Annotated in this window: 23 protein-coding genes; 5 read left to right on the top strand and 18 right to left on the bottom strand. The window is 50.9% G+C overall.

Translation table 11 applies throughout. From position 1 onward, the window contains the following. Nucleotides 1–33: 33 nt before the first annotated feature. From lgt to ligA, 4 genes are read right to left on the bottom strand one after another with little or no spacing between them, the layout of a single operon-like run. Nucleotides 34–804 carry a prolipoprotein diacylglyceryl transferase gene (gene lgt, locus WC813_01560; GenBank protein MFA5946690.1) on the bottom strand — a complete coding sequence of 257 codons (771 nt, stop codon included), beginning with the start codon at nucleotides 802–804 and terminating at the stop codon, nucleotides 34–36. Then, a complete protein-coding gene (gatA, locus tag WC813_01555; protein ID MFA5946689.1) occupies nucleotides 801–2249 on the bottom strand; it encodes an Asp-tRNA(Asn)/Glu-tRNA(Gln) amidotransferase subunit GatA in 1449 nt (482 codons plus the stop codon). The genes lgt and gatA overlap by 4 nt, the downstream gene beginning before the upstream one ends. 3 nt (nucleotides 2250–2252) lie before the next feature. Further along, entirely contained in the window at nucleotides 2253–2537 is a 285-nt protein-coding gene (gene gatC, locus WC813_01550; protein ID MFA5946688.1) for an Asp-tRNA(Asn)/Glu-tRNA(Gln) amidotransferase subunit GatC, read from the bottom strand. Between the two features lie 6 nt (nucleotides 2538–2543). Continuing rightward, complete coding sequence (ligA, locus tag WC813_01545; protein ID MFA5946687.1) at nucleotides 2544–4517, bottom strand: NAD-dependent DNA ligase LigA; 1974 nt, start codon at nucleotides 4515–4517, stop codon at nucleotides 2544–2546. A 705-nt stretch (nucleotides 4518–5222) separates the two neighbouring features. Here ligA and WC813_01540 point away from each other — a divergent pair. Then, nucleotides 5223–5567, top strand: coding sequence for a helix-turn-helix transcriptional regulator (locus tag WC813_01540; GenBank protein MFA5946686.1), 345 nt, complete (start codon nucleotides 5223–5225; stop codon nucleotides 5565–5567). Continuing rightward, nucleotides 5548–5952, top strand: a complete 405-nt coding sequence (arfB, locus tag WC813_01535) for an alternative ribosome rescue aminoacyl-tRNA hydrolase ArfB (GenBank protein ID MFA5946685.1) — start codon at nucleotides 5548–5550, stop codon at nucleotides 5950–5952. Before WC813_01540 ends, arfB begins: the two co-directional genes overlap by 20 nt. Nucleotides 5953–5954: 2 nt before the next feature. On the opposite strand, the gene WC813_01530 is transcribed toward arfB, so the two are convergent. The 8 genes from WC813_01530 to lepA form a co-directional block, all read right to left on the bottom strand. Next, nucleotides 5955–6749, bottom strand: a complete 795-nt coding sequence (locus WC813_01530) for a prepilin peptidase (protein ID MFA5946684.1) — start codon at nucleotides 6747–6749, stop codon at nucleotides 5955–5957. 4 nt (nucleotides 6750–6753) lie between these two features. Next, nucleotides 6754–7239: a hypothetical protein gene (locus tag WC813_01525; GenBank protein ID MFA5946683.1), complete on the bottom strand. Its 486-nt coding sequence runs from the start codon at nucleotides 7237–7239 to the stop codon at nucleotides 6754–6756. After that, on the bottom strand, nucleotides 7236–7613 hold the full coding sequence (locus WC813_01520; protein MFA5946682.1) for a hypothetical protein: 378 nt from the start codon (nucleotides 7611–7613) through the stop codon (nucleotides 7236–7238). Before WC813_01520 ends, WC813_01525 begins: the two co-directional genes overlap by 4 nt. 1 nt (nucleotide 7614) lies before the next feature. After that, the gene (gene pilM, locus WC813_01515) at nucleotides 7615–8751 is read right to left on the bottom strand and encodes a type IV pilus assembly protein PilM (GenBank protein MFA5946681.1); all 1137 of its coding nucleotides are present in this window, start codon (nucleotides 8749–8751) and stop codon (nucleotides 7615–7617) included. A gap of 11 nt (nucleotides 8752–8762) precedes the next feature. Beyond that, complete coding sequence (locus tag WC813_01510; protein ID MFA5946680.1) at nucleotides 8763–9188, bottom strand: ribonuclease HI family protein; 426 nt, start codon at nucleotides 9186–9188, stop codon at nucleotides 8763–8765. Further along, on the bottom strand, nucleotides 9182–10879 hold the full coding sequence (recJ, locus tag WC813_01505) for a single-stranded-DNA-specific exonuclease RecJ (protein MFA5946679.1): 1698 nt from the start codon (nucleotides 10877–10879) through the stop codon (nucleotides 9182–9184). Before recJ ends, WC813_01510 begins: the two co-directional genes overlap by 7 nt. 198 nt (nucleotides 10880–11077) lie before the next feature. Beyond that, complete coding sequence (locus WC813_01500; protein ID MFA5946678.1) at nucleotides 11078–11389, bottom strand: hypothetical protein; 312 nt, start codon at nucleotides 11387–11389, stop codon at nucleotides 11078–11080. Nucleotides 11390–11452: 63 nt separating this feature from the next. Next, nucleotides 11453–13252 carry a translation elongation factor 4 gene (lepA, locus tag WC813_01495; GenBank protein ID MFA5946677.1) on the bottom strand — a complete coding sequence of 600 codons (1800 nt, stop codon included), beginning with the start codon at nucleotides 13250–13252 and terminating at the stop codon, nucleotides 11453–11455. Nucleotides 13253–13364: 112 nt separating this feature from the next. On the opposite strand from lepA, the gene WC813_01490 reads away from it, so the two are divergent. Then, nucleotides 13365–13784, top strand: coding sequence for a hypothetical protein (locus WC813_01490; protein ID MFA5946676.1), 420 nt, complete (start codon nucleotides 13365–13367; stop codon nucleotides 13782–13784). A 58-nt stretch (nucleotides 13785–13842) separates the two neighbouring features. Beyond that, entirely contained in the window at nucleotides 13843–14358 is a 516-nt protein-coding gene (locus tag WC813_01485) for a hypothetical protein (GenBank protein ID MFA5946675.1), read from the top strand. 37 nt (nucleotides 14359–14395) lie between these two features. Here WC813_01485 and WC813_01480 read toward each other — a convergent pair whose 3' ends face one another. Further along, a complete protein-coding gene (locus WC813_01480; protein ID MFA5946674.1) occupies nucleotides 14396–15319 on the bottom strand; it encodes a DUF475 domain-containing protein in 924 nt (307 codons plus the stop codon). A 4-nt stretch (nucleotides 15320–15323) separates the two neighbouring features. After that, the gene (gene mnmA / locus WC813_01475) at nucleotides 15324–16427 is read right to left on the bottom strand and encodes a tRNA 2-thiouridine(34) synthase MnmA (protein MFA5946673.1); all 1104 of its coding nucleotides are present in this window, start codon (nucleotides 16425–16427) and stop codon (nucleotides 15324–15326) included. Between the two features lie 80 nt (nucleotides 16428–16507). On the opposite strand from mnmA, the gene WC813_01470 reads away from it, so the two are divergent. Next, a complete protein-coding gene (locus WC813_01470; protein ID MFA5946672.1) occupies nucleotides 16508–16876 on the top strand; it encodes a hypothetical protein in 369 nt (122 codons plus the stop codon). Nucleotides 16877–16926: 50 nt separating this feature from the next. On the opposite strand, the gene WC813_01465 is transcribed toward WC813_01470, so the two are convergent. The 4 genes from WC813_01465 to WC813_01450 all read right to left on the bottom strand — a co-directional run bounded on the left by WC813_01465 (nucleotide 16927) and on the right by WC813_01450 (nucleotide 21212). Further along, nucleotides 16927–17583, bottom strand: a complete 657-nt coding sequence (locus WC813_01465) for an RluA family pseudouridine synthase (protein MFA5946671.1) — start codon at nucleotides 17581–17583, stop codon at nucleotides 16927–16929. A gap of 1 nt (nucleotide 17584) precedes the next feature. Beyond that, nucleotides 17585–18439, bottom strand: coding sequence for a class I SAM-dependent methyltransferase (locus WC813_01460; GenBank protein ID MFA5946670.1), 855 nt, complete (start codon nucleotides 18437–18439; stop codon nucleotides 17585–17587). A 62-nt stretch (nucleotides 18440–18501) separates the two neighbouring features. Next, entirely contained in the window at nucleotides 18502–19302 is an 801-nt protein-coding gene (uppP, locus tag WC813_01455; GenBank protein ID MFA5946669.1) for an undecaprenyl-diphosphatase UppP, read from the bottom strand. 2 nt (nucleotides 19303–19304) lie between these two features. Continuing rightward, complete coding sequence (locus WC813_01450; protein ID MFA5946668.1) at nucleotides 19305–21212, bottom strand: type IV secretion system DNA-binding domain-containing protein; 1908 nt, start codon at nucleotides 21210–21212, stop codon at nucleotides 19305–19307. Between the last annotated feature and the right edge of the window lie 2 nt (nucleotides 21213–21214).

Genomic DNA, 21214 nt, shown 5'->3' with positions numbered 1-21214 from the left:
GGCCAAGTTTACTTTATCTAGGAAGTTTTCGAGCTATGTGTTATCCACAACGTCGTTCACGAACGACGTTGTCCACATGCGTCGGAAAAGCCAGACGCCAAAAATAACGAGGCCGATAGAAAGATATTGCGCGGGAGTCAGACCAAGATACATGGTTTCGGCGGCGCGGAGAAAATCTAAAAAGAAACGGGTGACGCCGTACCATACTGTAAATGTCGCCAGGTACATACCCACCGGACGAGGTTTCCGCGAGAGCCACAAAAACAAGAGGCCGAGGATTGCGCCGTCGATCATGTGGTAAAGACCTAGATCGTGGCGAATAATGCCGTCAGGATATCTCACGCCAAGGATAAAATCAGTCGCTGTCCCTGGATGGTCATGGATGAGAAAGCAGCCAACCCGCGCGAGCGCGTAACCAAATGGCAAACCAAACGCCATGACATCAGCGTACTTCCAGAAGTCGAGCTGCTTCTTACGCAGATACCAAACGATCACGGCAATACACGCAATCAATCCGCCAAAAAAACTCGCTCCCCCGTGCCACAACATGATGATCTCGAGCGGATTCTGAAGGTAGAAGCCGGGACGATATAACAGTACGTCGCCCAGTCTGCCGCCGACTAGTCCGGCGAGAATCAACCACGGCCCAAGCTCATACACCACGTTCGGATTCTCCCCCCGGGCCTTTGCCATGCGGGCCGCCATGTACCCACCAAGCAGAAAACCAAGAGCCACGAATAATCCCCAAACTTGAAGGGTTATTGGGCCAAACTGGATTGTGTGCCACTCAATAAAGGGAATCATGCTTTTGGATAGTATTTATTCCAGCCAGTCTGTTTCTCGTAGGCGGCGGCGGCGCGGAAGAGGACAGCTTCGCCAAAAGGTTTGGCCTGGAGCTGGAGACCTACCGGAAGATCATGCGCAAAACCACAAGGAATCGAAATTCCGGGAATACCGGCAATGTTCCCAGCAGTCGTAAAGATGTCGGCCAAGTACATAGCCAGCGGGTCATTGAACTTCTCGCCCAAGTTCCAAGCAACAGTTGGCGAGGTTGGACCGATGATCACGTCGACCTGCTTGAAAGCCTCATCAAATTCTTTTCTGAGAGCAGTTCTTACAGCCAGGGCTTTCTTGTAAAAGGCGTCAAAATAACCGGCGGACAGAATAAACGTGCCGAGCATGATACGTCGTTTGACCTCTGCGCCGAAGCCATCACCACGAGCGTTCAAATAACTTTCCTCAAGCGTCCCAGGTGCGCGAGTGCCGTAACGCATGCCGTCAAACCTAGCTAAGTTGCTCGACGCTTCAGCTGGCTGAATGATGTAGTATGTTGGCAAGGCGTAAGGCGTAAGTGGCAGAGACATCTCGATAATTTCAGCTCCCCCTTTTCTAAACACTTCTATAGCCTCGCGTGTCAGTTTAGCGATATCCTCGTCCATCCCGTCAATAAAATATTCTTTCGGTACGCCAACTCGCAAGCCCTTGAAGTCCGGGGTCAACAATTCACCAACAGTCGTTTCTTCAAGGTCGACACTTGTTGCATCATGCTCATCGCGTCCTTCTATGGCCTCAAGAATCATCGCCGCATCTTCAACGGTATGAGCAAATGGACCAATTTGGTCGAGGCTGGATGACAACGCTGTTACACCATAACGCGAAACTCGACCGTACGTTGGCTTCAGGCCAACAATACCCGTGAGTGACGCCGGCTGCCTGATCGAACCACCCGTATCAGAACCGAGGGAGGCCGGGACAAAGCCTGCAGCCACGGCAGCAGCTGAACCACCAGACGAACCGCCAGGAACCTTCTTCTTATCCCATGGGTTCATCGTATTTCCAAAGGCACTCGTCTCCGTAGACGATCCCATGGCGAACTCGTCCATGTTTGTACGACCGATAATCACCGCGCCCGCATCGACAAGTCTCTGAACAGCGGTACAGGTGTACGCGCTCTTGTACTCGGCGAGAATTTTTGAACCGCAACTTGCCGTATGCCCCTTGTAGAGCATGTTGTCTTTGATTGCGACCGGAACACCAGCGAGGGGCGGCAAGACTTCCCCATTTTTCTTCAACTCATCTATCTTCTTAGCCTGGGCAAGCGCGTCTGTTTCAAACAACTCCAAGAATGCGTGAATTTCGCCATCACGCTTTTTGATATCTGCTAAGGTTGACTCTGTAGCTTCAACAGCCGTCAGCTTCCCATCCCGAATCGCGTCACGAATTTCTCGTACCGTTTTAAAAGCATCCATAATTTACTTTTCAAAAACACCGGGTACTTCAAGCGCGTTTCCTCCTTTCTTTGGGAACCCAGCCACAACTGCATCGCGTTCCTCGATAGTCGAAACAACTTCGTCCTCACGAAAAACATTCGTCGCATCTGTCAGATACGCCCGAGCGTCAATATCATTAGTATTCACTTCTTGCAGCTTGGCAATGTAGTCAACAATACCCGGCAACTGTTCGGCGAGTGTCTTCTGCTCGGCTTCAGTTAGCTTAAGTCTCGCCAACTTGGCTACGTGGGAAATATCAATATCCATAATGTTCTAATTCCGGCCTACCATACGCAAAAACTCAGATTCCGACAATATCTGTACGCCAAGTTCCTCAGCTTTAGCCGCTTTGCTGCCAGGATTTTCGCCAACTACTACGTAATCAGTCTTTTTGCTGACGGATTCGGAGACACCACCACCAAGCATCCGAACGGTATCTTTCGCTTCTTCGCGACCAAGTTTTTCGAGGGTTCCGGTGATCACGAATGTTTTGCCGTCGAGCACTCGCTTGATTGCTTTGGCTTTCGAAACCGTCACGCCGACAGCCCAATAGTCTTCGAGCATTTGCTTGCCTCGATCACTCCCAAAGAATTCAGCGATAGATTCGGCTACCACTCCGCCAATATCTGGCACGTTCTCTAGTTCTTCTTTCGAAGCCGCCGCGAGTTTGTCGATCGAACCGAATGAAGTCGCGAGCGAGAACGCCGTTTCTTCGCCAACATGTCTGATGCCAAGGGCGACGATGAAGTCGGCTAGATCAATTTCTTTCTTGGATTGAATCTGGTCATAGAGTTTTTTCGAGGACAGCTCGGCGAATCCTTCAACATTAATCAGATCGTCCGCACTTAAGCGGAAAATATCCGGCGGAGTTTTAATTAGCCCGGCCGTCAACAATTTTTCAATAATCTTCCAGCCGAGTCCGTCAATCTCAAAAGCTTTAGCCGCATGAACCAGATTTTCCTCTTCCATGGCAAAACAGTTTTTGTTCGTACAGTAATAAGCAACTTCGCCCTCGCGTCGCTCAATGGGCGAACCGCACACGGGACACTTTTCAGGAATTTCGATGGGCAGTTCCTTCCCCGTACGAAGCTCGGTAAGCACCTTCACGATCTTCGGGATAATATCTCCGGCCTTAGTCAGAATAACTGTATCGCCCGTCTTCAGACCGAGCCGTTCGATCTCGTCGGCATTGTGGAGCGTGGCGTGCGTCACCGTTGTCCCGGCAATGAACGTAGCTCGAACATTGGCCACGGGCGTAAGCGAACCTGTCCGGCCAACAAACCAATCAACAGACTCGACAATAGTTGTCGCTTCTTCTGGCGGGAATTTAAAAGCAATAATGCCGCGCGGAGTTTTACCAACTACGCCAAGTTTCCTAAAAACGTCGAGGTCATTCACTCTAACCACCACGCCATCAATCCAATAGTCTAGCTTCTCGCGCTGTTTCTGCATCTTTTTATAGAAGTTCTCAACATCCACGACCGTCTTGGTCAGCTCACCGGGAGATGTCTTGAAACCAAACTCATGCAATTTCTCGACTGATTGGACTTGTGTCTTCGTTTCTCCATCGAGCACCTGCCACGCAAAAAAATCGAGCGGCCGGCTGGCCGTCACTCGTGGATCGAGCTGTCGAATACTGCCCGCGCTCACGTTTCTCGGGTTCGCAAAAGTCTCTTCTCCCTTATTTGCTCGCTCAGCATTCATCTTGTCGAACGCCTTGCGAGGCATAAAGATTTCACCGCGAATTTCGACGCGTCCCCTTGCATCAATCGACAACGGCACCGCTTCAATAGTCTTCACGTTCAGCGTCACATCCTCGCCAATCTTGCCGTCACCACGCGTGGCGGCAGAAACCAGCTGACCATCCACGTATACGAGCGAGACAGCCAAGCCGTCGATCTTCAACATGGAGTACATCTCCTGCTCTTTACCCTCTTCAAGCTTAGTGATTCTCTTGGCCCAATCTTCAAACTCAGCAATAGTAAAAACGTCTTCCATGCTTAACATGGGTGTCACGTGTTCAATCTTAGAAAACTTATCAAGCGCGGCGCCCGCCACACGCTGGGTTGGCGAATCAGCCGTAATCAAATCTGGATGCTCGTCCTCGAGCTGTTTCAATTCATGTTTCAAAGCATCAAGCGCAGACTCAGAAATACTAAGCTTATCAAGTACATGGTACTCGTAGCGGTATTTATTAATCGCCTCTCGGAGCTTGGCAATACGCTCTTTAGCCTCTGGTTTCGTCATATACAATGCTGAGATAGTATCAAATCCTGAAACCTTTTAATAGGGAGAGGTCGACCCACTGAACCTCCTCTCACTCCTCCTGAGAAAGGAGGAGAAACGCGAACGGAGCAGAGGGATGTGTATAACGCGGTAGCCAAAAAGATACTATGTGATACATAGTATGTATTACATAGCACTTTTTTTCTATGCCCAAAGACACACTAGACACCCGGGACTTAGTTTCCGACGCCAGGCAGAGCAGGTATCTTCAGGAACTTTCAGATCATATAGAAGACTCGGGAGACCCCGCCTCCGTCGGCAACTCCTCCGAACTCGCTGAGACATTCAATGTCTACGCTCGTCCGAGGCGTAACCGAAAAATTGTCGCAATGATCGCTATCGGAACTGTCGCTTTTCTCTTCACCCAGTTTCAAGCATTGCCGCATACGACATATGACGCCAATGCAGGTACCTTTCAAAATCTTCAGCACACGTTGAGCAATATCGGGTCCTCAATTTTCATGGTGCCATGGCTTATTATCCTCGCTCCTCTCTATCTTCTCTTCCATCGAACCGGCGTCCCCACGTTCTTCCTCCGAATGCCCTTCATGCAATCCCTCTTGTCCGCTGGGCTGAATACACTACTTCCTATCTTTACAGGCATCCTCTGGTGCGGTATTGCTGGCTTTTTCCTCTTTCCTCCACGGTTCCTTCGAAGGAAACTCTATGAAATTCTCAAAAGAAATACTAAAAGGCGCACTTGATCTTGTAGTGCTCGAAACCCTTTCGCGAGGGCAGTCGTATGGCTACGAGATTATCCAGAACATCAAACTCAAAACTGATGGCGCGTTTGATTTGAAAGAAGGAACTATCTATCCCCTACTCTACAGACTAGAAGATCAGGGGCTGGTTTACAGTTCTTTTAAATCTACTGTTACATCAAAGCCTCGACGCTACTACAAACTGACAGACGAGGGGAAAAAAATGCTGAAGGATCAAAGATTGCAATTCGTTTCATTTTTCAAGGCAATGAAGGGTATACTTTCCCCGTATGCCGGTGCCCATGCATGAACTCCAAATTACATTTGCCCGCTCTAGCGGTCCCGGAGGACAGAACGTGAATAAAGTTTCCTCCAAAGCCAAACTCCGTTGGGATATTTGGGGTTCCCGGGCCTATTCAACCGATGAAAAGATTAGGCTAACCAAAGAACTCGCCCCCTACCTCACCTGGAAAAATGAAGTTATTTTACAATCCGATGAAACTCGCTCGCAATTGCAAAATAAAGAACGAGTGATTAAAAAGTTAGATAGTCTAGTAGAAAAAGCCCTACTACCACTCAAAGTTCGTGTGCCGACAAAACCGACGAGAGGCTCGAAAGAGAGACGACTCGAAAGTAAAAAATTAAACACCAAGAAAAAAATTCGCCGGAGCATCATTGAGTATCTTTTCTTCTAGTGTTAGCTGAACATGCTCATGTACCAGTTGAGCAATCGCTCGCCGTAGAGCATGCAGACGAAAGTGGCGAGAGCAAGGAATGTGCCAAAGGGAACGTGGCTATCAAGCTCACGTTTTTTAACGGTCAATAGGAAGATTCCAATCAGCGCGCCGAACACATAAGATAAGAAAAGACCGACCACGCCGAGCACTGGGCCGAGCAAAAAGCCCATCAGCAAGCCCATGCGCACGTCTCCCCCGCCAACCCAGCGACCGTTAGACAAGAGATACTGAACCGCGAAGAACCCGCCGATGATCAAACCGCCGAGCAACATCATCACCGGATCCATACCGAGCCAGAGATTCATGATGATCGCAATGATGATAGTTGGAATGGTCACGCGATCAGGAATGACTGAAGCCCTGAAATCAAACATGAAGACTAAGGACAGGGCGAGGATCATGATGGCATCGCGCAAAAACAACACACCGGTTTCATTTGCCGTTACGAAGTCGGGAAGCTCGACATGCAACAAGGCACGAGCCGCAAAGAGTGCGAAGAGAATACCAATAGCTAATTCCGTTGCTGGATACTGCCAAGGCACCACAGATTTACATTTCTTGCACCGGCCCTTCATGGCCAGGTAGCCCACAATCGGCAACATCTCGCTATGAGATAAAGACACGGCGCACAAGCCGCATTTTCGCTCGCTCGTAAACTCCATAGACTCCTCTGAACGCAAAATCTTAGCGTTCAGAATAGCCCCCAGAAACAAGCCAAGCACTCCCGCGGCCAAAGTCAAAAGAGCAATAGTCATAATTTTAGTAGGCCTGACAGGCTCCCGGCTTGAAGCCGGATTCTGTGGCGCAATTAGCACCTTTAACTAAACCGATCAATTTATTTGCTGCCTCAAGCTCAAATTGCACGCGGTAAGTAGTACCGTCAGTGGCGTAACAGTAAGCGTTCTTTAGCCCCGCGCACGACGATTTTCCCGCCAGACCGGTAGCGGTCGGCGAAGGAATAAATTCAATATACGGCGCTTGGACGCTCCCGGCCGAACATGGTCCGGAGAAACCGTCCTCAGACAAACAAGCAGTGGTGGGCTGGCCAAGCGCGGTCACACCCTGCGCTACCGGGTAAGCACCGCGCTGATTAAAATAGAGCTCAAGTCCGATGCCGATCTCCTGCACGTGGGCTAGGCGGGCGATATCACGAGCATGTGAACGCGCGTTCATGATAGACAAGCCGGAGGCTATACCCACGACACCTATAACTAACCCCACGGTCAATAATTCTACTTTGCTCATACCGATAAAAGTTTAGAAAACGATTTTATAACCTCCCGTGGGGACAAGCTCCCCCATAGCATAACGCCATCGGCCCCTGATAAGCGAGCTTCATCAACACGTTCGCGCGACGGATGTTTAAGGAAGAAAATTATTTTCGCCGTGTGCAAGGTAGGCAAGGAGCGAAAATGCTTTAACAACTTCTTCATCGGTTCAGCCCCCTCAAACCATTCTAGAGCAAAAATCTTTGGGCGAAGCCTGACGGATTTACGCTCGCCCTCCACGCGGTCGTCAGCTCCGTCAGCCTGCCAGCCTTCACGCTCAAAACGAGCCATCAAAATGGCTCGTAGCTTCTGATCCCCCATGACAAACATGACGGAAGGTTTTGTGACCATACTAAATCTTCTCCTCTAGCCGTTCAGCTAAGCCAACAGCCACAGAGAATCTCGGCCCGATCTCTTCTAGGATACCTCGTAACCCAGCCGGCGCCAGCACTCTGGCCCACGGGTCGCCCAAGTACACGTTCATGTTGAGCGACTGCGTCAAATACTGGCTAAGTCCAGGCAAGTGAGCCGAGCCGCCTGTCACCACAATCTTTTCAACTGGTTTAGCAGAGCCCCCTACCTGTTCGGCGTACAGCCCAAGGGCGTAACGAATTTCATGCACGATCGGTTTCAAAGCTTCAAGAATCGGCAGCGGAAGTTTCCCGTCAGCCGCAAATCCCAAATCACGCTTCATAGCGTCAGCCTCATCAAATCCTATACCCATAGTTTGCGACAATGCCTGAGTGATCGCGTTCCCACCGCCCTTAATCACTCGAGTTAGAAGCGGGATACCCTGGTCGACAATGGCCAAGTTAGAGCGCTCCGCTCCAACATCAACAAGCAACACGTGCGACTTTTCTTTGCCCACCAGTGAGCGAGTCATGGCGAAAGTTTCAGTTTCGAGCGACATGAGCTCGATTCCAAGGTCCTTAAACAAAGTAACGTAAGACGCCACCAGTGTCTTCGGTGCAGCCGTGATGAGGACGCGCATGAACTTAGTTTCCATGCCATTTCCCGTCACTCCGGTCTGCGCAGACTGAACCGCAGTTGGCGAAATAGTTTCAGTCAATAAATGCTTATCGAGAACATTCGTATCGAGCACCATCTCTTCGAGCGGGAGCGGCAACAGCTTGCGGGACTGCTGCTCAATGAGTCCCTTTAATTCTTCTTTCGGATTCTTCGGCACGGGAATAGAAATAATTGCGTGAAAAACGTTCGTGGTAGGCAAGGCAGCCACCGCCCGCTTAGCTGTAAACCCGCCTTCTGCCAAAATACGCTTCAAAACTGCTTCCGTCTTTGGAAGATCATCAAGAGGCGTAGCACGAGCGCCCACCGGGACAGACGGTTCCGCGTATCCATACGTTACAAGCTTCATGCGTCCACCTTCTGCTGGCGCGAGCTCCACAATTTTCATGCCTGCCGTACCCAAATCAACGCCAAGCAAACCTTGACTTGTCGGTTCAGCTTTCTTCCCGCCAAAGAGGGCCATAGATGGTGAAATTATAGCACATTTTCATCGATGACTCTATTTACGACCGCATCAGCCTCCGTATTGTATTCTCGGCGAACGTGCGTGAACTTTACGCTGCGAAAATGGGTTTTCAGATTGTGGATTTCAAGAAATAACTTGGCGAGTTCGGGATTTTTAACTCGATAGATGCCAAGCTGCTGTTTCACGGCGAGTTCTGAATCAAGAAAATACTCGACAACATTATAGCCAAGCTCATGAGCCTTCTGGAGACCGACGATAATTCCCGTATATTCGGCTACATTGTTCGTGGCATGCGGAAAATATTTCCAAGCCTCAGCAACCCGCTGCCCGCGTGAGCCGTCGTCGTTCTTCTCAAATAACACCGCGGCCCCAGCCGCTGGTCCCGGATTTCCTCGCGCTCCTCCGTCTGCGTAAATGATCACCGGTTTCAACATATATTCACATCGATTATCCGATATTGTACCTCTTTGCGCCCATTCCATTCGTTCTCCCCCGCTTCATAGGCAACATCGATGGTGTCGCCGATCTTCACAGTGCCAAGAAGATGGCCCATGGAGAATCCCACGAGCTTGAACGGGAGGCCGACGTCGTCATTCACATTAAGGCGAACGTGCGCACCCGTGGCACCCATGGGCATAACCTCGCGGACTTTAAGCTTGGTCGCTGAAAACACCGGTGGTCTATTCCCCTCCCCAAACGGCTGACATGAGTTCAACATCTTGAGGAGTTCGAAGGTCACTTCGGCCAGTGGAACCTCGGCATCGATCAACAGCTTGTCGACGGGTCCTACTTCGCCAAAATACGCACGCGCAAACGTGTTCACCTGTTCTCTAAATAACGGGACCGTTTCCGTCGAGTGTAACGTCAAGCCACACGCCTGCGGATGTCCGCCCTTCTTCACAAAAAGATCGCCGCATGAGTTCATCGCCTCAACTAAATGCAATCCGCCGAGCGAACGGCCAGAGCCAACAACGTGCTCGCCTACATTTGTAAACGCAAAGGCTGGCTTCCCAAATTCGCTAACTAATCGACCTGCGATGAGCCCGACAATACCTGGCAACCAACCCTCAGAATGCACCACAAGTACGGGCATGGCGTCGCCATGCCCCTTCACCTGCTCCTTCGCAATCTTATACATCTCCGCAAACAACGCTTGCCGTTCTTTATTCAGTGCTTCGAGCCGGACAACCGGCGCCGCAGCTTCCTCGAACGTATCCGCCGAAAGCGCATCAAACGCAATCTTAGCACTCGAAAGTCTTCCGGCTGCGTTCAAGCGAGGTCCGATCCGGAATCCGATAGCTTGAGTGTCTATATCCGCCGGCTCCGTTCCTGTGCTGTCGATCAACGCCTTCAGTCCAGGTCGGCGAGTCTTCTGCAGAACCTTGAGACCGAAAAATTCGAGCGCGCGGTTCTCGCCGATTAATGGCATGACATCGGTGACAGTCGCGACTGCTACTAGGTCGAGCATCCACTTTTCGTAGCCTTCAGGAATGTCGGCGCCATGGTTTCGTGCCTCGTTAATAAGGCCACACGCAAACTTATACGCTACGCCGGTTCCGCACAGCGTCTTATTCGGATACGTCTCCCCCGGCGCCAACGGGTGCAGAATAATCGAGTGTTCTGGGAAATGATCGCCCATTTGGTGGTGGTCACAGACTATAGAGTCGACGCCGAGTTCATGCGCCCGTCCAAGCTCAAGCCCGTTCGCGATACCACAATCAACAGTAATCAGAAGGCGGACCCCCTCGCGCGCAAATCTTTCGACATTGTGCATCGCTACTCCATAGCCATCCTTCTCGCGGTCAGGCAGGAAAGCCTCGACCATAAAAGGGATTTCGAGAGCCTTGCAAATGTCCCGAATAGCCGCATACAAAAGGCTCGTCCCACTCACGCCATCAGCGTCGTAATCACCATGAATCACAATCTTCTCCTCATTCGCCAGCGCGTCGAATAGTCTCGCAACAGCAATTGGCATCTTCGTAAATTTATCAAAAGAGTGGGTGTCACGCTCAAAATTTGGCACTAAAAATTCCTCGACGTTCGTCGCGGGGACTCCTCGGTTCACGAGAATCTGCTGCAGCAAAGAAACCTCCGTCCTCGGCTTAATATCCCAAATCTTTTTCATGCTAAAAACCAAAAGCCACCATGGACACCAGCATAGAAACCAAAATCAACCCCGCAATAACCGCCCAGAATCTCTGTATCGTTTTTTTCGAGATTTTCATTCCGACATGGTAGCGAAATTGCCCCATCGATGGTAGAGGGGTGGTGGATGAAAAAGAAGAACCGCACCGCGAAGGCCGGTGGGCTCTTCGGGGTGCGGTCAGTACTTTCGCGGCTTCTGCTTGGGGATGATGACATGGTCCGGCAGCTTTCCGCTGGGAAGGTCCGGGGTGTAGCCCCCGTCTTCTCCGTCGGAACAGTGGAGCCTGAAGACCTCGTTGGTCTTGGGCCGGTACACGATGGCCCACCACTCAAACGGCCAATCGCTGATGTGCCACGCAGCGCAATTCAGGTCGCCTTCCTTGAGATCCCTGTCGGTCTTCTGCGGGATGTTGCCGATCGAGGAGAAGATGATCAAACGGGGCTTGGTTGAAGCGGTCATTTGAACCTCCAAACGGTGTGAGAAAACCATTTCAGTATAGCAAAAAAATGGCCTTTTGTCAAGCCATTTTCTGCTTTTATTAGCCAATATTGGCTATCTTTTTAGTACTTTCATATACGCCTCACTTGGGATCTCAACGCTTCCTACTCCCATGGCCATCATTTTAGCTTTACCCTTCTTTTGCTTCTGGAGGAGCTTCAATTTTCGGGTGTAGTCACCGCCGTACAAGTCGCCGGTCACATCTTTTCTCATCGCAGAGATTCTCTCGGCAGCCACAATCTTGCCACCCACGGCAGCTTGGAGTTTGATCACGAACTGCATGCGCGGGATGGTTTCTTTGAGGATGTCGAGCACCTTGCGACCAACTGGCTCAGCTTCATCTCGGTACACGAGCATGGCGAAGGCGTCGACGGTGTCATCAGCAACCATGATGTCGAGCTTCACAACGTCTGCTACTCGATATTCGAATATTTCGTAGCTCATGGAGCCGTAACCGCTCGACGCGCTCTTTAGTCTGTCGTTGAAATCAACAATGATCGCGGACAACGGCAACTCGTAATGCAACATCGCGCGCCCTTCCGAGAGATAATCCGTATTCACATAGATCCCTCGGCGTTCCTGACACAAGGTCATCACGTTACCGATATAGTCAGCGGGCGTAATAATGTCGACCTTCGCCCACGGTTCCTCGATCTTTGAAATATGCGACGGATCTGGGAGGTCGAGCGCACCCTTGATGACGCGATATTCCTCGGTCCCGGCCATGTACACGCGATACGCAACCGACGGCAAAGTGACGATAAGATCGATCGTGTACTCGCGAGAAAGGCGCTCCTTCAAGATTTCAAGGTGGAGCATGCCCAAAAATCCGCAACGAAAACCGTAGCCAAGCGCGGGCGAATGTTCAGGCTCGAACATCAAGGCGGCGTCATTGAGCTTCAGGCGATCCATCGCGTCCCGCAGCGCACCATATTCATCTCCCTGTGCCGGAAAAACGCCGGCATAAACCATTGGCTTTACTTCGCGGTACCCGTCGAGGGACTTTGCGGTCTCGCCCAAGTGCGCAATGGTGTCTCCCACGCGACACGCACGAATGTCTTTGAGACCAGTGACGATGTACCCAATCTGCCCCGTCTCGAGTTCATCAAGCTGAAAAAACTTTGGCTTGAGTGCGCCAATCTCAAGAATTTCGCCGTCAGACTGCGTAGCGTTCATGTGCAGTTTTTCGCGCTTCTTGAATGTGCCGTCGACAACTCTCACATATGCAACCACACCCTTATAATCATCGTAGGCAGAATCAAAAATCAACGCGCGAGGTGCGCCGCTCGGGTCCCCGGCGGGTGCCGGGATGCGATCAATGATCACGTCGAGCAACTCGCGAACTCCCTCCCCCGTCTTGCCCGAAACCGCCAGCACGTCTTCTTCTTTGCAACCCAACAGTTTTACCAGTTCAGCCTTTCGTCTCGGTACGTCAGCGGCCGGAAGGTCAATCTTGTTCAGCACCGGAATAATCTCCAAGTTCTGCTCGATAGCCAAATAAAGGTTCGCAACGGTTTGTGCTTGAACCCCCTGCGTCGCGTCGACGAGAAGCACGGCGCCGTCTACTGCGGCGAGCGATCGAGAAACCTCATAGTTGAAGTCAATGTGCCCCGGGGTGTCGATCAGGTTCAGAGTAAACTCAACATCATTCTTCTTCCAGTTCATTCTAGCCGGCGCGAGCTTAATGGTGATGCCCCGCTCACGTTCAATATCCATGGAATCCAAAAGCTGGTCCTTCATGTTCCGGCTCGCGACAGTTCCCGTAATCTCAAGCAACCGGTCCGACAGCGTGGACTTTCCGTGGTCAATGTGCGCGATAATACAGAAATTTCTGATGCGATCCTGGGGAACCATAGTAGGCGCAAGTGTACGCAAAGATTGACGAAATAGCAAAAATACACTAATATCACCAGTCGATTCCGACATGGGGAGCGCGGTCATGACAACTCTTACGCTTACAGAGGCAATGCGAACACGAGCATACTGGCACCTATCAAGAAGTACCGACGGCATAGGGCTGTCCGATAAAACATCAGAGCTTCTCGTGAGTCAGTCCATCTGGCGGGTCTATGACCTTGCAAGAACAACCGAGCAAACACTCCTCAACAACAAAGGCTTCACCCGCGGAATGTTGAGTGAAGTAAAGGATATCCTGCGGGAGATGAATCTTTCGCTCAATCTGACGTTCGCCGAAGACCTGTGTCTCGCCCTCAAGATTCCGTTCATTCCTCCGCTCGAGACCGCTGAGGAAATCGGATCTGCAAGATCGATCAAAATGCCGACCCGCAAGGCATTAATAAGACAACGAAAACTTATTAACTACCGGCTCAAGCATTACGACGCAATCCTAGCAGGAACGATGCCGCACACGCCGCCCAAAACCTGATCGATATCGTTCTGCAACTCCACGCCTCCCGTACACCTAACGCTGCGGGGGCGTTTTTTTGTTGACGAGTCAAGACTGCTCTGCCACTATTCCGCCGGAGGTAAAGATGATCCCCGTATTCTTGACGCTCCTCGCGTCTGTCTCGCTCGCCGAAGAGCCTACCAAACTGCCCGTGAGCATGAACGTCGGCGGATTTGGCGTGGTCACGCTGAAACACGGCTTGGAGGCCAAATACATCTACTTCGGTCCGAGCGTATACCTGCCGCTGTCAGAGCATCTCGGTTTCATTCCCAGTCTCACCATCGAAGCCGCGCCCGGCTCTGGTGCCTGGGGCTTCGCCTTGACCGCCACGTTCGACTACGCCGTCAGTGAGCATGTCGGACTGGACCTTGTCCCGGCGCTCCTGCAGGACACCACGAGCGAGGGCACCATTCCCGTCCTGGCTTTTGGCCCCGGCGCCACTTACCTGTTCAAGGACGAAGTGGCTGTCAGCGTGGTCTGCCAGGGTGCTTACATGATCGGGGAAGATCTCTGGGTAATAAACCCGGGGCTCAACCTGGCGGTTCCGTTCTAATATTCGTCGAGCTCGCCCTACCGGCGGCTCGATTTTTTTAAGTTGTTTTTGGCTTAGTCTGAAATGATCGTAAAACGAAGAAGGCGATGATAAAAGTAGTAATGGTCGGACTCAGCCATTCTGGCACGTGGGCCCCAAAAGCGTGGGCGAGCATGATGGCACCAAGCGCCAAAACGGAGTACATGGCGGCATTCTTCAGGAGTGGGTACTTCTTGATGCGTTCGATATTTGAAACCGTGATCCAACGAACAACAATCGCACCTATACCATTACCGAGCAGAATAAGCGGCACGGCCATGGTGAAAGCAAAAGCGCCGAGCACACCATCAATAGAAAAAGTCATGTCAATAACCTCCAGGTAGAGAATCTTGCTGATATCAGACATGTGATTCTGGCCATGCATGAGTGTTTTCTCGGCTTCTTCCGCGTTCTGTTTAAAGCCGTGCGTAATGAAGAAGGCGGTTGAGCCCACCACTGCACCAAAAGCTAGCATCGGGTTAATGGCCATGGCATACCAAACGATCAAAGTTAGGGCGATAGAAACCGCCGCATAAAACCAAACCCCCTGACGAAGAATAAACTTTTCTCCGGGCAGTCCAAAGGTTTTCGGCTCAAGGAATAGCCAGTGCAGAAACAAGAAGAGCAAAAATACTCCGCCGCCCATAAGCAAAATGGGCGAAGATGATTCGATAGCTGCATGGACACTTGGATCGTTGCTGAACGTGGCGGTCAGGGAACCGAGCAAACCAAGCGAGGGAGTCGCTGCCCAAACAATCAACCACGGCAACGTCCCGCGAACAACGAAAACGGCAAACAGGATGCCCCAAAAGAGAAACCACCGGCGAGCTTTTGCACTCATCCCGCCTAGTACCTCGGCGTTAATGATGGCATTGTCGATGCTCGAGATAACCTCGAACAAAGATAACCCGATGACCGTAAACAACATGGCAAAAGTAAACATAGGATTATGCAATTATACCTGAACCGAGAAGCTCTTCCCCATCATAAAAGGCAACAAATTGTCCGGAAGCAATCGCTCTTTGAGGAACATCGAACAGAACGGAAATAGTTGCGGGTCGCATGCTTGAGGTCAGCGAACACGCGGCGAGTGGCTGGCGATAACGAACTCGAGCTTGAATTTTCTTACCAGCGTACTTGTTAAGATTCCCTGGGATAGTTTCCGTTATATCCGTCGCAGTTAGTGTCGAGCGATACAAGGCCGGATCCTCATCGCCAACGGCCACAATCACCTCGTTCGTCTCGGGTTTACGCTCAACCACATAGAGCGGCGTTCCCCCGCCAATGCCGAGACCTTCACGCTGGCCAATGGTATAGAACTCGAAGCCCTGATGCTGACCGATAATCTTTCCGTCAGTCGTCACAATATTTCCCTCGTGCGGAGTTATGCGCTCTGCTAGAAAGTCTTTCATGGTGACTTGTCCAATAAAACAAATCCCCTGGCTATCTTTTTTATCAGCCACTACAAGGTCATGAGCTTTCGCAAGCTCACGCACCTTCGGCTTCTCGAGATGACCGATCGGGAACAGGGAACGCGAAATCTGCTCCTGCGTTAGCTGACACAAAAAATAGCTTTGGTCTTTGTTCGCATCAACACCCGCCAAGAGATGCGCGACACCATTCTCGTCGACAGTCTTTCGAGCGTAATGTCCCGTGGCAATAAAATCACAGCTGAGTTTATCGGCTTCGCGCAAGAACAAATCAAACTTCATGTACTTATTACAAAGCACGTCAGGATTCGGCGTTCTCCCCGCCTTGTACTCGCTGATCATGTATTCGTAGACCAGCTTGCGGTACTCGTCCTCAAAGTCGAACGTGTGGAACTCTATTCCCAGCTGCGCGGCCACGCGCATCGCATCTCTTCGTTCATCTCGCCAATCACATTCTTCTGTGCCAGCGCCAGCCGACCAGTTTTTCATGAACCCCCCAATGACTTCATACCCCTGCTCCAATAACAAAATAGCCGATACTGAACTGTCAACGCCGCCGGACATGCCGAGGAGTACCCTTTGACGGGGCTCTAGGCTTTTAGCTTTGGAATTATTTTCCATAACTGATTACTTTACAACATTACCCAGTCTTTACAAGTGACTAATTATCTTCTAAACTCGCGGCGTTTCCCGGAGGATACATGCCCGCCTTTCCGCTCAGTGCCCCCGAACAGCAGTTTATTAAGGCCTTAGTCCGTGGGAATCCTGACAGCAGACAAGAATTAGAGGACATACACGACCTCCACAGATGTCTCCTCTCCCTCATGGTATCTGGCCACGATGGCGTGGGACGGCTCGCGTCCGAACGAGTCTACTGTGACCTGAAAAGCGTCCATATAATCATGACGCAGGGATATGGACACGAGCTCGTGATCCGGCTGTCCGTGGAGCGGATCCTCGATCGTCGGATTGATCGGCTCACCTGGAGAGAGAAATCCGCGAAATGGGCGCTCATCGCCGAAGGCGACCATCCGCTGGAAACAACATTTTTACATGTGCGCTTCACGTAACATCAGCTCCTCGTCCGCCGACCTCCGTTCTCGGGGGCCGGCGAGTTTTTTTACATATTCGCAAAAACGGGCAAAGTCGGCTCGGCAATCGCCGTGATTCGCTCTTTCGTCGTCGGGCCAGCAAATGAAAATGACCGCGCGAACAAAGCAATGTCATGTTCCAGCTTTGTCTTCGCACCATATTTCAGATCGCCCACAATCGGCGTGCCGAGTGAAGACATGGCAACGCGGATTTGGTGCGGGCGGCCGGTCTTAGGGTGGATTTCAACTAATGATCTCCCTTCTTTCGTGTTCAAAACTTTATAGGCAAGTTCGGCTTTCAAAGACCCCGTAACCTCGTGGTCAAATGGCGTCACGATATTTTTGGCTTCATCCTTCACGAGCCATTGAATCACCTCGCCGGCTTGTCGCTCCGGCTTTCCTTCAACGACTGCCCAGTACACTTTTTCGACAGAGTGATTGCGAATCTGCTCGGAAATTCTCGACGCTCCCTTACTTGTTTTTGCAAACAACACAACTCCGCCGACTGGTCGATCCAACCGATGCAAAAGACCAACAAAAACATTTCCCGGCTTCTGGTCCCGTTCTTTGATGAACTTTTTCACCTCATCAAAAAGTGAAACATCATTCGTGTCATCCCCTTGGGTCAACATGCCATGCGGCTTGTTTACGGCAATGACGTGGTTATCTTCGTAGAGAATCTCCACATTACCAAGTAGCTCTGATGACGACACCTGTCGGTAATTCAAATCCTCTCGCCGATTGTTCCTTAAGAGTAAGCTCGACGCTCTCAATATTCTTGGCGAACGGGACTGTCGACCGCACAAGGTTTTCGATCGCCGTCGCTGGATAACCTAGTGAATAAGCATTAACGAGGAGCAATCCATGATCTTTATTCAGAATCTGCGTGCAAGACTCAATGAGCGCTGGAAGATTTGTTTCAAACTGCCAAACCTCTCCCTCTGGTCCGCGACCGAAAGCTGGCGGGTCCATCAGAATCGCATCATAGACATTTCCTCGACGAATTTCTCGCGCGACAAACGCAATAGCATCGTCAACAATGAGGCGAACCTTTTTATCGCCAAGTCCTGAAGCCTCCAGGTTCTCCTTCGTCCAGGTGACAACCGGCTTGCTGGCGTCGAGATGTGTAACTTCGGCGTCTCTCGAGGCCGCCGCAACTGATGCGCCGCCCGTGTAACCGAACAAGTTCAAAACCTTCATGCCCGGCTTAATATTCTCGCGAAGATATTTCCAGTTGCTCGCCTGCTCAGGAAAAAGTCCCGTGTGCTTGAAGTTAGTCGGTCTGACAATAAAAGTCAGATCCTCCCACTTCACCTCCCAAGATTCTGGCACCTCGCTGTTCACCTGCCACTCCCCTTCTTTACCTTTACGAGAGTAAACCAAATGCGCCTCGGGCCAATGCTTTGATGCATCCGCCTTTCGCCAAAGAGCCTGTGGCTCAGGACGAACCATCAGCACCCCGCCAAAAAGCTCGCACTTTTCTCCGTCACCGGAGTCGAGCAAAGCATAATCTTTCCAAACAGCAGATTCTCGGTTAAGCATAGAGTAAAGAATAAAGTTTTAAAGTATTAAAGCCAATTCGTCAGACTTTAACACTTTACGCTTTAATACTTTAATACTGAGACAATAAGCAGAATCACGCCAAACACTACCCGATAGATGGCAAAGGGAGCAAATGACCATTTCTTAATGATCAAAAGGAGGAATCTAATAGCAAAAATGCCAGATACGAAGGCAGCAATTGAGCCAGCAACCAAAGACGGGATCGGCACGTCTAGACCGTTCTGAAGAACCTCCAGAAAGGTCACCGCGCCCGCCCCCAGGATAGCCGGAATGGCCAGAAAAAAAGAAAACTTAGCCGCCGTTTCTTTTGACAGGCCGGCTAATAGACCAACGCTCATAGTGACGCCGGAACGAGATGTACCTGGCACAAATGCCAACACCTGAGCCAAGCCAATCAACAAAACCGCCAACCAAGGCATTTTTTCAGTCAAGAGCACCATTCGCGGTGTACGTTTGGCCACCTCGTCAGCCACAAACAAAACCACGCCCCAAACAATCAACATCGCGCCCACGACGGTCATTGACCGCCAAGACTCGAAGGCGTTATGGAACAGTCCGCCGATCACTACGGCTGGAATGGTGGCGACAACGATCTTCAGGGCCAACGATTTGTCGTTCTCGTTATTTTTAACTATGCCCTTAATAACTTTTATTATGTCGTCTTTAAGCGCCACAACAATGGCCCCGAGTGTCGCCACGTGAATAGCTACATCAAAGGTCACACTCGAAACATCCCAGCCAAGCAATTCCGGAAAAACAATCAAGTGACCAGAACTAGAAACCGGCAAAAATTCCGTCAGCCCCTGAACTAACCCAAGGATAATCGCATGAAGAATGGGCATACTTACTCTTCAAACGAAATGCGCTCACCGGGAAGAACGGGTTTGGGTGGCGTTACTGGGGTTGGTCGAGGTACCACCGGAGCGGTCGGTGAAACAGGATGAGGAACGGACATCGGTTCTCTCGCCGGTGCGCCTGGAACAACAGCCTGAGGCTTCTTCTTTCTGCGGCGGCGTTTCTTCTGGGAATCAGTGAGACCACTCGGGGCGCCCGGAACGGGCGCAGCAACCCTCGAGGGAACAGGCAATGCTCTGACCGGAGCAGAAGCGGGAACGGCGGGTTTCAGTGAGTCGAGTGAAGCCGGGGAAACTGCGGGGGCTGGCTTTTCGACCAATGCACCGTCAACAACCTTTGGCGCAGGGAGTGATGCGACTGGTGCGGGAACGTCATAGCGTTTACCACCTCTGTCCTTAGACTTTTGCCGTTCAGCGTCAATAATCGGTTTGCATTCTTCGCAATAAATAGGCCGGGATTTGTCGAGCTCGATGGGCAACGTGAAGCTCTTGCCACAACGTGTACAGGCGTATTCAAACGCAAATCGCGCTTTCTTTGCTTCCTTCTTGGCGGTCGTCACATCTTTAATCATCTTCTCCACATCAACATCGGCACCAAATCCGCTCCACACCGACACGCGCTCTTCAATCTGCTCGCGGTTACCCGCGTAACGTTCACGAGATTGCTCGATAATTTTTTGCGAGCTGTCTGTCTTCTGGCTAATGGCCGGCAAGGTAAAGGCGGAAAACGGCTGACTGGAAACGCCGTCAATCATGAGCTTCAAATAAATACCGTACTTGGGGAGATTGATAAGGTCATCCGGCAAGAAGCGCGGCATAAACTCATTCTCCATGAAGATGGCGTCTGGCGAGCCTACGCGGAAGGTAATAATCGTACCCACGTTACCAAACACCGCGTCACGAACAGCGGTGCTGGTTGAACTATCCAGCTGGGCAATGTACTGGTGCGCCATGATGAGGTTTAGGCGGTATTTGCGAGCTTCAGACAAAATACTCGCAAAACTATCCACGGCAAAATTCTGGAATTCATCCACGTACAAGTAAAAATCAACGCGCTCCTTCTCAGGAATATCCACTCGCTCCATGGCCGCAATCTGAATTTTTGTAATCAACATGCCCCCGAGTAGACGCATCGCATCTTCTCCCACCCGGCCTTTTGAAAGGTTGATAATAAAAATCTTTTGCTCATCCATCATCTGTCTGATGTTAATTGAAGACTTCGCCTGCGCCACGATGTTGCGCATGACGGAAGAGGAAAGGAACTGGCCAACCTTGTTCTGAATAGGCGCCACCGCTTCTGACGCGAACTTTGCGTCATAAGCCGCAAACTCCTGCACCCAAAACTGCTTCACAATTGGATCCTGGATATTCTTCACGATTTCCAAGCGGTAATCTTTATCAGACAGCATGCGGTTCACGCCGAGAAGCGTAGTCCCTGGGGTATCAAGAAGCGCCAAAATAGTATTGTTCAAGATGTACTCCATGCGGGCGCTCCACACGTTCTCCCAAATCTTCTTAAAGATGGACATGAGGGCCGCCGCCACCAGGTTCTTCATCTTTGGATCCGTAGCCTCAAGAATGTTAAAACCGATGGGATGCTCAACATCTGACGGATTGAAATACACCACGTCATTAATGCGCCAGGACGGAATGAAGTCAATAATTTTCTCCGCAGTATCACCGTGCGGATCCACGTAACAGCAACCGTGACCAGCGTAAATATCGGCCAGAATCATGTTCTCGAGCAGGGTGGTCTTGCCCATACCCGTCTTCCCGATAATATACATGTGACGCCGGCGGTCATCTGTTTTAATGCCAAATTTCCGCATGGCATTACGGAAGTTGGTCTGGCCAAAATAGATGATGTCGTTCTCGTGATCGTGCTCGTAGCGCATCATAG

The organism is Patescibacteria group bacterium, assembly GCA_041659765.1.
In the GTDB taxonomy this organism is placed as follows: domain Bacteria; phylum Patescibacteriota; class Patescibacteriia; order UBA9934; family UBA9934; genus JAGORL01.
This window is presented reverse-complemented; position numbering and strand designations above follow the sequence as displayed.

Coding starts and splice junctions, on each gene's coding strand:
- lgt (MFA5946690.1), bottom strand. CDS start 804: ATGATTCCCTTTATTGAGTGGCACACAATCCAGTTTGGCCCAATAACC.
- gatA (MFA5946689.1), bottom strand. CDS start 2,249: ATGGATGCTTTTAAAACGGTACGAGAAATTCGTGACGCGATTCGGGAT.
- gatC (MFA5946688.1), bottom strand. CDS start 2,537: ATGGATATTGATATTTCCCACGTAGCCAAGTTGGCGAGACTTAAGCTA.
- ligA (MFA5946687.1), bottom strand. CDS start 4,517: ATGACGAAACCAGAGGCTAAAGAGCGTATTGCCAAGCTCCGAGAGGCG.
- WC813_01540 (MFA5946686.1), top strand. CDS start 5,223: ATGAAATTCTCAAAAGAAATACTAAAAGGCGCACTTGATCTTGTAGTG.
- arfB (MFA5946685.1), top strand. CDS start 5,548: ATGCCGGTGCCCATGCATGAACTCCAAATTACATTTGCCCGCTCTAGC.
- WC813_01530 (MFA5946684.1), bottom strand. CDS start 6,749: ATGACTATTGCTCTTTTGACTTTGGCCGCGGGAGTGCTTGGCTTGTTT.
- WC813_01525 (MFA5946683.1), bottom strand. CDS start 7,239: ATGAGCAAAGTAGAATTATTGACCGTGGGGTTAGTTATAGGTGTCGTG.
- WC813_01520 (MFA5946682.1), bottom strand. CDS start 7,613: ATGGTCACAAAACCTTCCGTCATGTTTGTCATGGGGGATCAGAAGCTA.
- pilM (MFA5946681.1), bottom strand. CDS start 8,751: ATGGCCCTCTTTGGCGGGAAGAAAGCTGAACCGACAAGTCAAGGTTTG.
- WC813_01510 (MFA5946680.1), bottom strand. CDS start 9,188: ATGTTGAAACCGGTGATCATTTACGCAGACGGAGGAGCGCGAGGAAAT.
- recJ (MFA5946679.1), bottom strand. CDS start 10,879: ATGAAAAAGATTTGGGATATTAAGCCGAGGACGGAGGTTTCTTTGCTG.
- WC813_01500 (MFA5946678.1), bottom strand. CDS start 11,389: ATGGTTTTCTCACACCGTTTGGAGGTTCAAATGACCGCTTCAACCAAG.
- lepA (MFA5946677.1), bottom strand. CDS start 13,252: ATGGTTCCCCAGGATCGCATCAGAAATTTCTGTATTATCGCGCACATT.
- WC813_01490 (MFA5946676.1), top strand. CDS start 13,365: ATGCGAACACGAGCATACTGGCACCTATCAAGAAGTACCGACGGCATA.
- WC813_01480 (MFA5946674.1), bottom strand. CDS start 15,319: ATGTTTACTTTTGCCATGTTGTTTACGGTCATCGGGTTATCTTTGTTC.
- mnmA (MFA5946673.1), bottom strand. CDS start 16,427: ATGGAAAATAATTCCAAAGCTAAAAGCCTAGAGCCCCGTCAAAGGGTA.
- WC813_01470 (MFA5946672.1), top strand. CDS start 16,508: ATGCCCGCCTTTCCGCTCAGTGCCCCCGAACAGCAGTTTATTAAGGCC.
- WC813_01460 (MFA5946670.1), bottom strand. CDS start 18,439: ATGCTTAACCGAGAATCTGCTGTTTGGAAAGATTATGCTTTGCTCGAC.
- uppP (MFA5946669.1), bottom strand. CDS start 19,302: ATGCCCATTCTTCATGCGATTATCCTTGGGTTAGTTCAGGGGCTGACG.
- WC813_01450 (MFA5946668.1), bottom strand. CDS start 21,212: ATGATGCGCTACGAGCACGATCACGAGAACGACATCATCTATTTTGGC.